Source organism: Plectonema cf. radiosum LEGE 06105 (assembly GCF_015207665.1).
GTDB lineage: Bacteria > Cyanobacteriota > Cyanobacteriia > Cyanobacteriales > Nostocaceae > Rivularia > Rivularia radiosa_A.
Map to the genome: position 1 here is coordinate 22,647 of NZ_JADEWL010000016.1, position 14,350 is coordinate 36,996.

The window sequence follows — 14,350 nt, forward strand, 5'->3', positions numbered from 1 at the left end:
TTCGGTCATAAGTCCGGATTTCGCTTACCCTCGAAGTAGGGGCAATCATAATGTGATGTCCCAAAAGACGGCATCCTTGTTTTCATAGCGAATCCGAACATTTTCCATGCAACTTGCACCGAAAAAAAATCAAGCCCAAACTACGCTCCACACCAACAATAAAATTACCCTTGATGTCGAGGGTATGAAATGTGCTGGTTGTGTAAGAGCAGTAGAAAAGCAATTAACTCAATTTCCAGGAGTCAACAATGCCTCTGTGAACTTAGCAACTGGGGTAGCGGTGGTAGACTCAAAAGAATTGACAATAGATGCCGACGCATTAGCTTCGGAATTGACAGCCGCTGGATTTCCCAGTAAACCCCGCAAACCACGTACACAAACAGATAGCGCTCAAGCTTTAAAAGCAGCTGAAGAAAAAAAGCGCCAAGAAATGCAATCTGCTCGGAGACAGTTGATAATTTCTGTATTGCTGTTGGTGCTTTCCGGAATCGGACACTTGAGTAATCTTGGTGGTTTAAAAATTCCAGCGCTACATAATATCTGGTTACACTTTGGATTAGCAACAGTAGCGATATTCATCCCAGGTCGTTCTATTTTAATCGATGGTTGGTTGGGTTTGCGACGCAATGCACCCAATATGAACACTTTAGTGGCATTAGGAACTCTAAGTGCATATATTGCCAGCGTAGTCGCCTTACTATTTCCTCAACTGGGTTGGGAATGTTTCTTCGACGAACCAGTAATGATATTAGGGTTTATTCTTTTGGGACGTACTTTAGAAAAACAAGCTAGAAATCGCGCTTCTGCTGCATTCCAAGAATTACTTTCACTCAAACCCTCAGTTGCTCGATTAATAGCCAAAGACAATGGCGATAATAATCATCAAACCAGGGAAATCATCGAAATTCCCGCAGAACAAGTCCGAATTGGTGAATGGTTACAAGTGCTTCCAGGAGACAAAATTGCCGTTGATGGTGAAATAGTCGAAGGGAAAACAGCTATTGATCAATCCATGCTCACCGGAGAATCAGCACCAGTCCCCAAAGCAGTGGGAGACAAAGTAAGCGCGGGAACCATCAACCAGTCGGGAACCATTGTTGTTCAGACAACTCGTACCGGAGACGATACAACCGTAGCCCAAATCGTTAGTTTGGTAGAAACAGCACAAATTCGTAAAGCACCCGTACAAAGATTAGCCGATACTGTAGCCGGTTACTTTACCTACGGTGTTTTAAGTACTGCATTACTAACATTTATATTTTGGTACTTTATCGGCACTCACATTTGGCACGATATCGCCGCATCAGTGCTTACCCCCTCACATTCAATCCACAGTTATATTCATACCTCAACCCCAATCCATTATTCCCCAATATTAATTAGTTTAAAATTGGCGATCGCGGTAATGGTAGTTGCTTGTCCTTGTGCTTTAGGACTTGCTACACCTACAGCAATTTTAGTCGGAACAGGTATCGGTGCGGAACGAGGTTTATTAATTAAAGGTGGCGATGTTTTAGAAAAGGTTCATCAATTAAAGACCATAGTTTTTGATAAAACTGGTACCCTAACTACTGGAAATCCTACCGTCACCGACTGCATTCCCATCGACGAGCAAAGTACTGCTGATTGCATAATTAAGTTAGCTTCCGCTGTAGAAAGCGGTAGCCAACATCCTTTAGCAAAGGCAATTTTAGATAAAGCAAAAAAGCAAGAATTATCCATCCCCCCAGCGACAGATTTTCATACAGAACCGGGATTTGGCGTATCTGCTGTAGTCGAAGGCAGCACTGTACTATTAGGTAGTTGGGAATGGCTGAACTTGAACGGGATTGAAATTAACGAAACCATCCAAAAGCAAATTCAAACCTTAGCCAAAACTGGTAAAACAGTAATTGGTGTCGCAACTGGGGGTAAAATTGCTGGATTGATTGCCGTTCAAGATACCTTAAGAGCAGATGCCCTTTCGACAGTAGAGCAACTTCGTTCTCAGGGATTGCGAGTCATCTTACTCAGCGGTGATACTCAAGAAGCCGCCTTAGCTACAGCCCTCGCATTAGGATTAGACCCTAATGATACTATCGCAGGTATTCCTCCCGCAAAAAAAGCAGCAGTCATTGAATCACTGCAAAATTCTCATCCTCAATCCCTTGTGGCAATGGTTGGAGATGGAATCAACGATGCACCAGCTTTATCAACAGCTGATGTCGGTATTTCCTTACATTCCGGAACCGATGTCGCAATGGAAACTGCCCAAATCGTATTAATGCGAGATAAATTGCAAGATGTTGTCGAAGCGATCGCCCTTAGTCGAGCTACCTTCAACAAAATTCGTCAAAATTTATTCTGGGCATTTGCATACAATATATTAGGAATTCCTTTGGCTGCTGGTGTATTGTTACCGAGCCTCGGCTTTATTCTTAATCCCGGAGGTGCTGCGGCTTTAATGGCTTTTAGCTCCGTTAGTGTAGTTACGAACTCCCTTCTGTTAAGAAGATTTGCTTTATAATTTCTAAAATCCTCCTTTAGAGATATTCTTTATGAACAAAATATCTGTTTGACTCATCTCAGGTTAAACTAGGTCAGTAGTATTGTGTGACGTTTCTCACATTAATCAATGGTTAAATCAGTGAACAGTCAACAGTTAAGCTAAAAGGCATCTAAATCATATATTAAGGCTGGCTCTCAACTGATAACTGATACCTGATAACTGAAATTGAAACGTTTCTTCGAGCTGAATCAATCTTCCAGAGTAAAACATTACCGTTCTACTTTTGCAATCAAAATCAAGATTGGAGATAGATAGCAGCTGTTAACCACTAAGTAATGGTTCGATAATGGCAATAAACAAACAATACCGAATCTTGATTGCTGACAGTTCAACCGATTGTAGCAACGATAAATCTATGGCAGTACAATCGAATGAAACTCATATCTTGATTATAGAAGACGACCAGGGACGTAAAGAATTTACCTTAGAAAGTCCCCTTTATTCTATTGGTAGAGATCGTGATTGCGATATTCACTTAGTATCGCAATTCGTCTCCCGTCGTCACGCAACTTTAGTGAAATTACCAAGAGAAGATGATAATGAGAAGCGATACTATTACCGGATTGTAGATGGTGACATCAAAGGTAAGGCAAGTTCTAACGGTTTGATGATTAACGGACGCAGCAAAGTACCCGCTCACGACCTAAAAAATGAAGATGAAGTGGTATTTGGTCCCCAAGTACGTGCTATCTATTATTTACTTCAACGGGATGCAACTCAAACTGGGCAAATGGATGCCAGTGAATATGATATTACGTTAATAAACCCCAGTATGACCGAAGATGCGGAAGATACTGAGGATTAGAAACTTATACAGAGATATAGATGCCAAAATTTGAGGACACTGCTGCAATCAGGTTGACCGACGTTGTAGCAACTGTCCAAAATTTTGGCGCTTACCGATAGTGAATCAACACATCCTCAAGTAGCAAAAGTCTCAACTAAATTCCAGTAACGGGAATCTTCAATAACTTGTTTCATATATTCAAACACTTGTCGGCAATGATTTTCAACTTGGAGTGGTAATTCTTCATTTTTAAAAACTAAACTCATCTTGGTTTCTGTTTGAGTAGCCGTACTTTTATCGATAAGTACTTCTATCGTCACAAATTTTGAAAAAGGAACGCTACCAGGTATCTCCCGTGCCAGAATATAATCGGATGTATAGTACTGCACATCCAAATTACATTGTTGTAGAAGTTCCACAACTAGCGGTTGGAGATGGTCTATGGGAAGAGAAACAATATATGAACAGGTATAGCGAGCCATACTAGCCCCAAGCCTTATACTTATAACACTCCGTCCATCCTATAATACCTAGCCCTATAAAAGCTAAACAATTACAGATTGATTAAGGAATAAAACACTGATTAAAAGGGCAATATTACGAATATTCCAGTCAGGGTAAAGGATGTAGAATTTGTAACAACAAGATTTTTTTGTTTTGACCGGCGTAATATTTTTCTTAGTCCTGTGGGTTACAGGTTCTCAAACCGAGTAAAATAGTGTTTTGGTGCAGGTAAACATATGAAAGTCGCAATTACTGGAGCAACAGGATTTGTTGGCAGTCGTTTGGTAGAACGATTGCTTGATCAGGATATAAAAGTACTGGTTTTAACTCGCGATACCAACCGCGCTCAAAAACTTTTCCCTTTTAGTGCTTATCCCAATGTCGAAATTGCCGCTTATACACCAAATACATCTGGTTCCTGGCAAAATCAAATAGCTAGTTGTGAAGGTATAGTAAATCTTGCAGGCTCACCTATTAGCGAAGGACGTTGGACGAGCGATCGCAAACAGTCGATTCTTAACAGTCGTAAGTTAACTACCCAAAAAATTGTTGAAGCTATAGCGAATAGTACGACTAAACCAAAGGTATTAGTAAATGCCTCTGCTGTAGGTTACTATGGTACCAGTGAAAATGCCACATTTGATGAAAATAGTACAAGCGGCAGCGATTTTCTCGCTCAAGTTTGTCAGGATTGGGAAGCAGAAGCCCAGAAAGTTACCGATAGTGGCGTGCGACTGGTAATTTTAAGATTTGGTATTGTACTGGGAATGGGTGGTGCGCTTGGTAAAATGATTACCCCATTTAAACTGTTTGCGGGAGGCCCTATCGGTAGCGGCGAGCAATGGTTCTCGTGGATTCACATAGATGACATAGTAAATTTAATACTACAGTCTTTGACTGACTCAGAAATGTCTGGTGTATATAATGCCACTGCTCCCCATCCCGTCCGCATGGCAGAATTATCTACAACTATGGGGGAAGTGATGAATCGTCCTTCTTGGTTACCCGTTCCAGAATTTGCAATCGAAGCCATGTTAGGTGATGGTGCGGTGGTAGTATTGGAAGGTCAAAAAGTTTTACCTCAACGCACTTTGCAAAGCGGTTTTAAATACGAATATCCCGACTTAAAGCCAGCTTTAGAAGAAATTCTCAAATAAGCGAGTAGGGAGTAGGGAGTAGGGGTAGGGAATCTTGTAAATACCTAAAAATTTGGAAGCGAATATATTTTGCTAACGCTACAGGAAAGTTACTATTCATCACTAGAGAGCGAGACGCTCCCACTACAAATATAAGAATCCAGTTTGAGCAGTATATAGTAGAGAAAACTTCAGTTATAGCGGTAGCCACAATTGTTAGGACATTTCTCTGTTAAGAGTACCCTGTTGCTTTAGGAGCAAAATATAATGTCCTAACCAATATGACCATTGCCATAAAACAAAAATAAGTAAAACTCCCTATTACTCCCCACTTCCGATTGCTAATTTGCGAGAAATCCAACTGATTATACCGCTGAGAATCGCACCAGCCATTAAAATACCAATTGCTGGAGTAAACAGGGGTTCCCACAACTTGTACCATAAATCCAAACCAAGAGGTACTCCAGTACTTCTACCGATTACCGCTACAGCGAACCAACCAAAGCTAATTAAAACTAGAAAAACATCAGCTACTAAAACGATGTTAAGTAAATTTAATAATTTATCTTTCATATGTTTAATTGGAAATAAGGAATTGCAAAAGAAAACTTTCTCCACCCAATCTACAATCAGAAGTCGAGTTTTGAGAAGAATTGTGTTGCGTGACAAATACAGCGGTTTTCACTTGGGTGTAATACAAATTTACCTCACCCCGCCCAAAGCCTCCCCTCTCCAAGGCATCGGAGAGGGGAAGGGGTGAGGTTTTAGTGTATTGGACTCAACTGAAATTTGCTATATTTCATATAAAAACCCGACTTCTCACCCCGCGACTATTTTTGATCAATAAAAAATTAGAAAAAATCTGTGGATTAAACACCACAGATCAAAGCTAATCTTGATTTTAATTCGATTGCTCGAATAGCCAGTTTTTCATTTTCGCCAAACTTTTCCAGCCAGGCTTTCTGGTTAAACCGTCTTCAATACTACTTTTGATTTCATCGTACCATTCCTGGTTAACCAAAATTAGCTGTGAAGCCACCTCTACATGGTCTCGTAAACCTTTTTGACCAGTTTCCAGCATAGCTATAGCCAGATTAACTCTTGCTTGGGGGTCTTGGGGATTTAACTTTACAGCCTTTTGAGCCGCTTTATAAGCAAGCTTTGGTTTATCTGTCAGCATATAAAGCCAAGATAAACAAGTCCACGCAGCACTATTTTGAGGTGCGCGATCGCAAACTTCTTTAAAAACGGCAATCAACTCGGCTGGGTCAGTTCCAGCTTTATAACTTTCTAAACCTGTATCAAACAGGGATTCAACTGTTTGAGTCATAGTAAAACAATTATCACTGCTATTGTCCGAAGTCCTTTGTCATTAAATAACTTTTTCCCATAAAAGACAAAGAACTGGGGAAAATAGATTTTAAACACCAAATGATTTACCACAACCACAAGTAGCGTTAGCGTTGGGATTAGTAAACTGGAAACCTCCACCAATCAAAGAATCGCTATAATCAAGCATCAAGCCATAAAGATATAATAAACTCTTGCGATCGCAAACAATTTTAAATCCATCGTAATCAAAGATGTCGTCGTGGTCTCCAATTTTACTGGGGTCTTCAAAATCCATTGTGTAAGACATTCCAGAACAGCCACCTTGACGTACTCCTACCCGTAAGCAGAGGTCTTTTCCTTGTTTTTCTTGTAATAATTTAACTTGTCGGAGTGCGGTTTGGCTCAGTTGAATTCCCCGCTGTTTAGACTCAGTTGCTTGTGTCATTTTTTGTTTAGACTCCAATAATATGGTTTAACTATCACGGGTGCAGCTAATTATGGGAATTATAGAAGGTTCCATAGTTGGTTATTGGTTCCCATTTTGGTTGTTGTATTCATTTTAGCGATATTGATCGAGTGAATGAAAGTTTTAATTTTAATTAAAAAAAGTTTAAAACTACCGCAATAGATTGATTTCCATGGTTTTAGTTGGGAAATCCAGATTCAGCATAAGTCCATCTAATTGCAGCATAGCGAATATTTTTATCCTAAAATTGAAAAACTCGTCGTTCCATTGATAAAAAAGTTATTTGCTCCCGTTCCACTTATAAAGGTAAGGTGTTCAAGCTTTTTAATAGAGGAAAAAGGATAATCAGAAATAAGAATCCAATCGTCCTTCTCCTCAAAAATAAAATTTGTACGGAATGCTAAAAAAAATAAACCTACTCTATGACAAGCTTTAGTCGCTCTACCATCCGTCGTTTGAAGAAAATACCCCAAACTCATTCTGTATGGGAAGGCGATCGCCGTCCATTTTCATCATCCATGAGGGGGGAAGATTCATCACAAGCAAACGAATGCATTATTTGGGTTGACGCTCAAGAGGGAATTGTCCGGGGGATGGACGTTGTAAATTATCAAGCAGGTCCCGAAGCGATTGTTCGTACTTTGATGCGAGCCATAGAAAGTCCCCATAGTCCAGCCAAACCAGCCAGACCTCAGCGAATTGTAGTCCAAGACAGAGAAATTCAATTTTATTTACGAGGGGTATTGCAAGATATAGATATTGTCATCGACCGCTTACCGGAATTACCGTTAATTGATGAACTATTTCGCGGGTTTTCAGAAGTTATTGATCATCAAATCCCCGATTTACCTCCACAATATGCGGACTTACTCATAAATAAAGCTTTTGCAATTTGGAAATTAGCACCTTGGGAATTTTTAGAAGAACAGCAAATTGTATCGATAGAAATTAATCAGTGGGATATCGGCACTCTCCACGCTTCAGTAATGGGAATGCTAGGTATGGAGTATGGAGTTTTACTTTATCGTTCAGAAGAATCTCTGAAATATTTTCGTGCCACCGTTTTAAAAGAAGACTCTTCCCAAGAGTATTTAGAAGAAGCTTTTCTCAAACAAGATTGCTTGTTTCTCACATTTGAACACGCTTCACAAACTGATGAAAGGGAAGATATGTTTATGGATTTAGCAGATTTTCCCTTATCGGAAATTAATCCCGCTTTTGGTAACATTCATCCTTTAGAAGGAGTGCGGTCTATTTTATATGAAGAAGAAGCCAAAGTTGCCTTGGTTGCTTTAGAAGCTTTGTATCGTTTTATTCGAGACCAACGTAGCAGCTTAAGTAATGGTTTGTTTCCGTTGTTGAGCCATCGCTATCGCATCTCTTTACCAGAAAATGCCGAATTGACTAAATCAATATCAGTTACTGTTGCGACTCAAACACAGTTAACAAATGAATTGGAACAAATGTCAAATTTCGAGGATGATGATGAGCAAACTATAGTACCGAACGCACCAAGCTTAAGGTCACTACGAGATGATTTAATCCCGCAAAATTCTTTTCTCAGCTTGGGTGTAATTTCGTGGGAAATGTTGACAAATCTACAGGATGCTTCTAAGTATTATCAAGTCGGTGAAGTTATACAAGCTGGTGATGGCTTACCAGTTATTTTAATTCAAACATCCCGTCCCAAGGCAAAAACTGTTATTGAATGTATCGAAAACCATGGTGGACTCAAGGCAATTTGCTTTAATCCTGGTACAGATCCTTTTAGTGGTAGACATTATGACCTTGGTTTATTACAAACTCAAAACAAAGACCTGTTTCTTTTCGGTGAATTTGAAGATGATGACCCATCTCATGTAGAAGCCAGACGAAAGTGGAATCAGCGCTGTAAAAATACTCAAGGATATTGCGGTTTGATTATTGCTAAGGGATTAACCGGAGCTTCTCGCGGCAATCCTCAACTACCAGATATGATGGCTTTATTTGAAGCGCGTTATTTATTACCCAAAGAATTAGGTATTGGTACTTTTAAATTAATGCCTCAATTATAATTCGGGATATTTATTAACTGATATCTTGCACAGAGCCGCATAATTAACTACATAATCAAAAATAAAAATCAAAATATTACTAACATAAAAATGTAATATTTTTAGTCCATTTTAATCGACTTCTGCTATCAGACTGGGACTTACAGTTCCAGGTGGCTAAGAAATAAGTCAAACAATTAGTAATTATTTTAACGATAGGTTTCTATGGTGCAAAATGTCAATTAATCAACAATTGATAAATAAAGGTTTAAGACCTCTCGTTTTCAAGATAAAAAAAGCAATATTTTGCCGTGTTGGGGTCAATCGAATCGCCTTTTTGAGAGAGGATTCAATAATGGATAATTGATAATTAAAACATTCATTGTTAATGATTAACTGGTAATTTTATATTGTCAATTGTCAATTATTGAATGGTATCTATCTCAACCAGTAATTTTTATTAAACTTAATTTCTATAAATAACTCTATTTTTGAAATATTAATACTTTTTGATAAATATCAAGATTTTACATAATTAATGTAATTAATTCATAAAGCTAAAAATTAGTGAAAGCTTTTTTATTTTAATAAAGATTAAGTAAAGAAAAAATGATTTAAAAAAAAATAGATATACAATCTAGTAATCGGTATATTGACTGTTTTATAGAAAATATTTTGATGAAAATCTCATTTATTATATGTCCAAGTATTTAGTGAATAATTCAAACTCATATAAAAAGCCAGTAAATCGCGGCACTATTGAATCTTTAAAATTGCAATTGACCATTTGTATATACTGTTGCAATAAGCTTACACCGCAGCAGTTAAACTTGATTGCCATTCTGTAGCTTTGATGTCCGAACCGCATCTATTCCCAATCAAGGCATATGTGTTCTGTTGAAATATTTGGTAACAGTAATTGTGATATGTAATTAAAACCTTATGAAGCAAGAAAAAACTGGAAATCGTTATTAGTTTAACAGTAAAACTCTCAACTAAATTTATAGAATCTATTTCTATCCTACTTGATATGTAAATTTTGTTGAGTTTACTTTAAGAACTGCAAAAAATGTACCATGCTCCACCGTCACCAAACTAATTCATAAATGATGATATCGATATCTCTCTGCCTTAATGAATGATACGAGGAAACTAAACTTTACTTTTTGTATTAATACTAATCCTTGTTTACTTTTGGCAACTCTGATACGATTGTCGCTCTCATTATTTATTTTTTGATTACCTCGATGATGTCAATATACAGCAGATAACATCACAAAATGACCAATAAGAAATGGGCTGTAAAACGTATTACAGTAAATCTGGCAGCACAAGAAGCGGAAAAACTGGAAAAATATTGCCAGCAAACTGGTAGACCAGCGACAGATGTGATTCGAGAATTAATTCGAGGATTATCAGTCTTGGAAGAAAACAAAGATGTTGCGGGGTGAAGAGATAACTAAAACCAGAAAATTTCTTCATCTAGCAAATTTGCTCTAGGACGATAACTAGTTAATTTTTTTTGCACCCGGACTGGTTTTGAAGTCGAGAGTAAAGTAATAGCAAATTCCGATACCAATTCAGTTACAATCTGTAAAGATACTGAATTATTAAAAACGGAATGCGAGTTGCAATCGTAGGTGCGGGACTAGCTGGTTTATCATGCGCTGTTGATTTAGCCGATGCCGGTTGTGAAATCCAGATTTTCGAGTCTCGCCCATTTGTTGGTGGGAAAGTCGGTAGTTGGATTGATAACGATGGTAATCACGTGGAAATGGGATTACACGTATTTTTTGGGTGCTACTATCAGTTATTTGATTTGATGAAGAAGGTGGGTGCATTTGAAAACTTACGTTCAAAAGAACATACCCATCAGTTTATAAATCGAGGAGGACGAATTGGTGCTTTAGATTTTCGCTTCCTGACTGGTGCGCCCTTCAATGGATTGAAAGCTTTCTTTACTACTTCTCAACTATCGTTACAGGATAAGATCCAAAATTCTTTAGCCCTGGGGACAAGTCCAGTTGTGCGAGGTCTAGTTGACTTTGATGGTGCGATGAAAACCATTCGCGACTTAGATAAAATTAGCTTCGCAGACTGGTTTCGTAGTCACGGTGGTAACAACGGAAGCATCGAACGGATGTGGAACCCCATCGCTTACGCTTTGGGTTTCATCGATTGTGAAAATATGTCCGCCCGCTGTATGTTGACAATATTCCAGTTATTTGCAACCAGAACCGAAGCTTCAAAACTACGGATGCTTGAAGGTTCTCCCCAAGAATACCTGCACAAGCCAATTTTGGATTACTTACAAGCGAGGGGAACCAAAATTTATACTCGTCGTCAAGTGCGAGAAATTAAATTTAGCGAAGTTGAAGGTAAAACGCGGGTAGATGGATTAGTAGTTGCAAACGGTGATACCCAAGAAGACATAACTGCTGATGCTTATATTGCAGCTTGTGATTTACCTGGAATTACTCGTTTACTACCTTCACAATGGCGTAAATGGTTGGAGTTTGACAATATTTACAAGTTGGATGCGGTACCTGTTGCAACCGTACAGTTACGCTTTGATGGTTGGGTGACAGAAATGCAGGATGCCGAGAAACGCTCCTCATTGCAGCAAACTGCGGGTATAGATAATTTACTGTATACCCCCGATGCCGATTTTTCTTGCTTTGCCGATTTGGCTTTAACCAGCCCTGCTGATTATTATCGCCAAGGTAGCGGTTCTTTAATGCAACTGGTACTGACTCCAGGAGACCCTTTTATCAAGAAAAGTAACGAAGAAATAGCTAAACACGTTTTAGCCCAGGTACATGAGTTATTTCCTTCTTCGCGAGAATTAAACATGACCTGGTATAGTGTCGTTAAGCTTGCTCAGTCACTATATCGGGAAGCACCCGGAATGGATGTTTATCGTCCTTCCCAAAAAACACCCTTGGAAAATTTCTTCCTTGCGGGTAGTTACACTCAGCAAGATTATATCGATAGTATGGAAGGTGCGACAATTTCAGGAAGGCGTGCGGCGAAGGTCGTTTTGGAAAATGCCAAAAAATAGCGCCTTTAACACTCTAAAGCCAAAAAGTAGGACAAATACAAAGAATGAAAAACTGGTTGGAGCATACCGTACAAGTAGAGGTAGACGCTCCTATAAACGTAGTATGGGGTATGTGGTCGGATTTAGAGCAGATGCCTCGCTGGATGAAATGGATTGAATCAGTCAAAGTTCTTGAAGATAATCCAGAATTATCCCTGTGGAAATTAGATGCTGGTGGATTTCAATTTACTTGGCGATCGCGCATTCTCAAATTAGTCCCCCATCAGATAATTCAATGGGAATCAGTTGATGGTTTACCGAATCAAGGAGCAGTGAGGTTTTACGACCGTCAAAATAGTAGTATTGTCAAACTGACCGTTGGTTATGGAATACCCGGTATCATTGGAAAAATTATGGATAACTTGTTTTTAGGACGAGTCGTAGAATCAACCCTACAAGAGAATTTAGAAAGGTTTAAGGAATACGCTCATAATTATGTTAATTCTCAAGAATATTTGAGTAATAGATTGTAATTTTAAGCTAATTTTTAGTTACTAAAAGGCGATTACCAGGTGGGGTCGCTGAATACATTAATGGTCAATTTTTCTCGTCCTGCTGGTACGGAACTGATGCAAGCACGGATGATATCTCCATCTTTTACCTCTACTGTGCAAGCGTGACAAGACCCCATTAAACAACCAGTAGGAATAAATACCCCCGCTCTATCAGCTACATCGAGTAAAGATTCTCCAATTTCGGCATCAATTTTAACATCGTCTGGCAAAAAGTGGACTTGAATGCTCATGTTTTAATTAATTGATAGTTGACAGTTGACAGTTGACAGTTGTTTTATTAACTCCTAACTCCGGTGGTACTAACTCTTAACTACGATAATAAAACACTTAAGTCTAAATAGCGTTCTACATTTACAGCCAGAGAATCTAAAAGTTTTTCTCTTTGTTCGCGGTAGTTGGGAACACCAGTAGGTAAAGATTTTAAACCCCGTTGCTGACGTAAGCGATTTAACCAAGCGCGTCTCCAAGGACCGTTATCAAACATACCGTGAAGATAAGTACCCCAAACGGATTGACATTTATCAACTAAGCCTAAATTAACATCGTCAAATAAAGCCTCGAAACCTTGAGGATTCGGACTTTGTGTTTCGATACGAGAACGTCCTTGATGAATTTCAAAACCATGAACGGGTAAACCAGCTTGAGGAAAATTAGAGGTAACTTGACGCTGACGGGCAATTTTTTGTCCGGTAATTACGCTTTTAATCGGTAATAATCCCAAACCTCCAAATCTACCAGCTTGTCCTTCTATACCTTCGGGATCGGCGATCATTTGACCTAAAATTTGGAAACCACCGCAAATTCCTAATACCGTACCACCTGCTGCTGCATAATTTTGAATTTGCTCAGCCATTCCAGTTCTTTGCAGTAGCAATAAATCAGGTATTGTAGTTTTCGTACCTGGAAGAATTACCGCATCGGGATGTCCTAACTCATGCTTTGGACTCAAGTATTTTATCCCAACGCTAGGTTCTGATTCTAGGGGGTCAAAATCTGTAAAGTTGGCGATTCTTGGTAGCTTAATAACAGTAATATTTAGTTCCCCATTAAATTGGCGGGGTTTTCTTTCGAGTAAATCAAGGGAATCTTCAGCAGGAAATACCTGTTCCAAGTAAGGGATAACTCCCACAACTGGAATACCAGTCCTTTCTTCCAACCATTTAATTCCCGGTTCCAAAATCGAACGCTGTCCCCGGAACTTATTGATCACAATACCTTTAATTAAAGCGCGTTCTTCTGGCTCCAATAACTCCAAAGTGCCAACAACGTGAGCAAAAGCTCCACCACGCTCGATATCAACTACTAATAAAGTCATTGCATTTAAATGCTTCGCAACCCGCATATTCGTTAAATCGCGGTGTTTGAGGTTGATTTCCGCAGGGCTACCAGCACCTTCACAAACTAATAAATCGAATTCTGTTGCCAAGTTAGTTAAGGATTCTTCAATTGCTTTCCATCCGATGTCAAAATACTGCTCGTAATAGTCTGTAGCGCTGACTTTCCCTACAGCTTTACCTTTGATAATAACCTGAGAAGTCATATCTCCTTGGGGTTTTAGTAAAATTGGGTTCATTTCTACCAAAGGAACTACCCCCGCAGCCCAAGCTTGTACCGCTTGTGCATAACCAATTTCTCCGCCATTGGCTGTAACATAAGCATTATTCGCCATATTTTGACCTTTAAAGGGAGCCACTCGCCAGCCGCGTCGCGATAAAATACGACAAATTGCGGCGCATAAAAGTGATTTCCCTGCGTGGGATGTTGTTCCCACCACCATAATTGCTTTCATAATTAACTATTATCTTTTGTTTATCGGACTTATTGAATAAAAGGATGAAGCCAAGAAATCTGAGATTGATGACCGGGTAATCGATTACACCTAATCTCAACATCAAATCTCTAATCAGTTAAACCGGGTTTCTATTCCGA

General features: G+C 39.0%; 13 protein-coding genes. 7 read left to right on the forward strand and 6 right to left on the reverse strand.

What is annotated here, in order from left to right; all coding sequences use genetic code 11:
- The first annotated feature begins 106 nt into the window (after window positions 1-106).
- Window positions 107-2,506 carry a heavy metal translocating P-type ATPase gene (locus IQ247_RS07615; RefSeq protein ID WP_193918659.1) on the forward strand — a complete coding sequence of 800 codons (2,400 nt, stop codon included), beginning with the start codon at window positions 107-109 and terminating at the stop codon, window positions 2,504-2,506.
- A gap of 328 nt (window positions 2,507-2,834) precedes the next feature.
- Entirely contained in the window at window positions 2,835-3,353 is a 519-nt protein-coding gene (locus IQ247_RS07620) for an FHA domain-containing protein (protein WP_193918661.1), read from the forward strand.
- A 116-nt stretch (window positions 3,354-3,469) separates the two neighbouring features.
- Here IQ247_RS07620 and IQ247_RS07625 read toward each other — a convergent pair whose 3' ends face one another.
- A complete protein-coding gene (locus IQ247_RS07625) occupies window positions 3,470-3,817 on the reverse strand; it encodes a hypothetical protein (RefSeq protein ID WP_193918663.1) in 348 nt (115 codons plus the stop codon).
- Between the two features lie 258 nt (window positions 3,818-4,075).
- On the opposite strand from IQ247_RS07625, the gene thyD reads away from it, so the two are divergent.
- Complete coding sequence (thyD, locus tag IQ247_RS07630; protein WP_193918665.1) at window positions 4,076-4,996, forward strand: thylakoid membrane protein ThyD; 921 nt, start codon at window positions 4,076-4,078, stop codon at window positions 4,994-4,996.
- Between the two features lie 300 nt (window positions 4,997-5,296).
- On the opposite strand, the gene IQ247_RS07635 is transcribed toward thyD, so the two are convergent.
- From IQ247_RS07635 to IQ247_RS07645, 3 genes are all read right to left on the reverse strand, one after another.
- Complete coding sequence (locus tag IQ247_RS07635; protein ID WP_193918667.1) at window positions 5,297-5,548, reverse strand: DUF8620 family protein; 252 nt, start codon at window positions 5,546-5,548, stop codon at window positions 5,297-5,299.
- 328 nt (window positions 5,549-5,876) lie between these two features.
- Window positions 5,877-6,305 (reverse strand): tetratricopeptide repeat protein, encoded by a 429-nt coding sequence (locus IQ247_RS07640; RefSeq protein WP_193918669.1) that lies wholly within the window; start codon window positions 6,303-6,305, stop codon window positions 5,877-5,879.
- A 90-nt stretch (window positions 6,306-6,395) separates the two neighbouring features.
- On the reverse strand, window positions 6,396-6,752 hold the full coding sequence (locus tag IQ247_RS07645; protein ID WP_193918671.1) for a HesB/IscA family protein: 357 nt from the start codon (window positions 6,750-6,752) through the stop codon (window positions 6,396-6,398).
- 443 nt (window positions 6,753-7,195) lie between these two features.
- On the opposite strand from IQ247_RS07645, the gene IQ247_RS07650 reads away from it, so the two are divergent.
- The 4 genes from IQ247_RS07650 to IQ247_RS07665 all read left to right on the forward strand — a co-directional run bounded on the left by IQ247_RS07650 (window position 7,196) and on the right by IQ247_RS07665 (window position 12,379).
- The gene (locus IQ247_RS07650; protein ID WP_193918673.1) at window positions 7,196-8,827 is read left to right on the forward strand and encodes a DUF6930 domain-containing protein; all 1,632 of its coding nucleotides are present in this window, start codon (window positions 7,196-7,198) and stop codon (window positions 8,825-8,827) included.
- A 1,259-nt stretch (window positions 8,828-10,086) separates the two neighbouring features.
- Window positions 10,087-10,257 carry a ribbon-helix-helix domain-containing protein gene (locus IQ247_RS07655; protein WP_193918675.1) on the forward strand — a complete coding sequence of 57 codons (171 nt, stop codon included), beginning with the start codon at window positions 10,087-10,089 and terminating at the stop codon, window positions 10,255-10,257.
- Between the two features lie 170 nt (window positions 10,258-10,427).
- A complete protein-coding gene (gene zds / locus IQ247_RS07660) occupies window positions 10,428-11,867 on the forward strand; it encodes a 9,9'-di-cis-zeta-carotene desaturase (RefSeq protein ID WP_193918677.1) in 1,440 nt (479 codons plus the stop codon).
- A 44-nt stretch (window positions 11,868-11,911) separates the two neighbouring features.
- Window positions 11,912-12,379 (forward strand): SRPBCC family protein, encoded by a 468-nt coding sequence (locus tag IQ247_RS07665; RefSeq protein ID WP_193918678.1) that lies wholly within the window; start codon window positions 11,912-11,914, stop codon window positions 12,377-12,379.
- A gap of 32 nt (window positions 12,380-12,411) precedes the next feature.
- Here the strand turns inward: IQ247_RS07665 and IQ247_RS07670 are convergent, their stop codons facing one another.
- Complete coding sequence (locus IQ247_RS07670; RefSeq protein ID WP_445974521.1) at window positions 12,412-12,645, reverse strand: 2Fe-2S iron-sulfur cluster-binding protein; 234 nt, start codon at window positions 12,643-12,645, stop codon at window positions 12,412-12,414.
- 86 nt (window positions 12,646-12,731) lie between these two features.
- Window positions 12,732-14,210, reverse strand: a complete 1,479-nt coding sequence (cobQ, locus tag IQ247_RS07675; protein WP_193918680.1) for a cobyric acid synthase CobQ — start codon at window positions 14,208-14,210, stop codon at window positions 12,732-12,734.
- Between the last annotated feature and the right edge of the window lie 140 nt (window positions 14,211-14,350).

Excerpts from the sequence above, each read along its gene's own strand:
- zds (WP_193918677.1), top strand. The coding sequence starts at position 10,428 with ATGCGAGTTGCAATCGTAGGTGCGGGACTAGCTGGTTTATCATGCGCT.
- thyD (WP_193918665.1), top strand. The coding sequence starts at position 4,076 with ATGAAAGTCGCAATTACTGGAGCAACAGGATTTGTTGGCAGTCGTTTG.
- IQ247_RS07650 (WP_193918673.1), top strand. The coding sequence starts at position 7,196 with ATGACAAGCTTTAGTCGCTCTACCATCCGTCGTTTGAAGAAAATACCC.
- IQ247_RS07665 (WP_193918678.1), top strand. The coding sequence starts at position 11,912 with ATGAAAAACTGGTTGGAGCATACCGTACAAGTAGAGGTAGACGCTCCT.
- IQ247_RS07625 (WP_193918663.1), bottom strand. The coding sequence starts at position 3,817 with ATGGCTCGCTATACCTGTTCATATATTGTTTCTCTTCCCATAGACCAT.
- IQ247_RS07655 (WP_193918675.1), top strand. The coding sequence starts at position 10,087 with ATGACCAATAAGAAATGGGCTGTAAAACGTATTACAGTAAATCTGGCA.
- IQ247_RS07620 (WP_193918661.1), top strand. The coding sequence starts at position 2,835 with ATGGCAATAAACAAACAATACCGAATCTTGATTGCTGACAGTTCAACC.
- IQ247_RS07640 (WP_193918669.1), bottom strand. The coding sequence starts at position 6,305 with ATGACTCAAACAGTTGAATCCCTGTTTGATACAGGTTTAGAAAGTTAT.
- IQ247_RS07615 (WP_193918659.1), top strand. The coding sequence starts at position 107 with ATGCAACTTGCACCGAAAAAAAATCAAGCCCAAACTACGCTCCACACC.
- IQ247_RS07645 (WP_193918671.1), bottom strand. The coding sequence starts at position 6,752 with ATGACACAAGCAACTGAGTCTAAACAGCGGGGAATTCAACTGAGCCAA.
- cobQ (WP_193918680.1), bottom strand. The coding sequence starts at position 14,210 with ATGAAAGCAATTATGGTGGTGGGAACAACATCCCACGCAGGGAAATCA.
- IQ247_RS07635 (WP_193918667.1), bottom strand. The coding sequence starts at position 5,548 with ATGAAAGATAAATTATTAAATTTACTTAACATCGTTTTAGTAGCTGAT.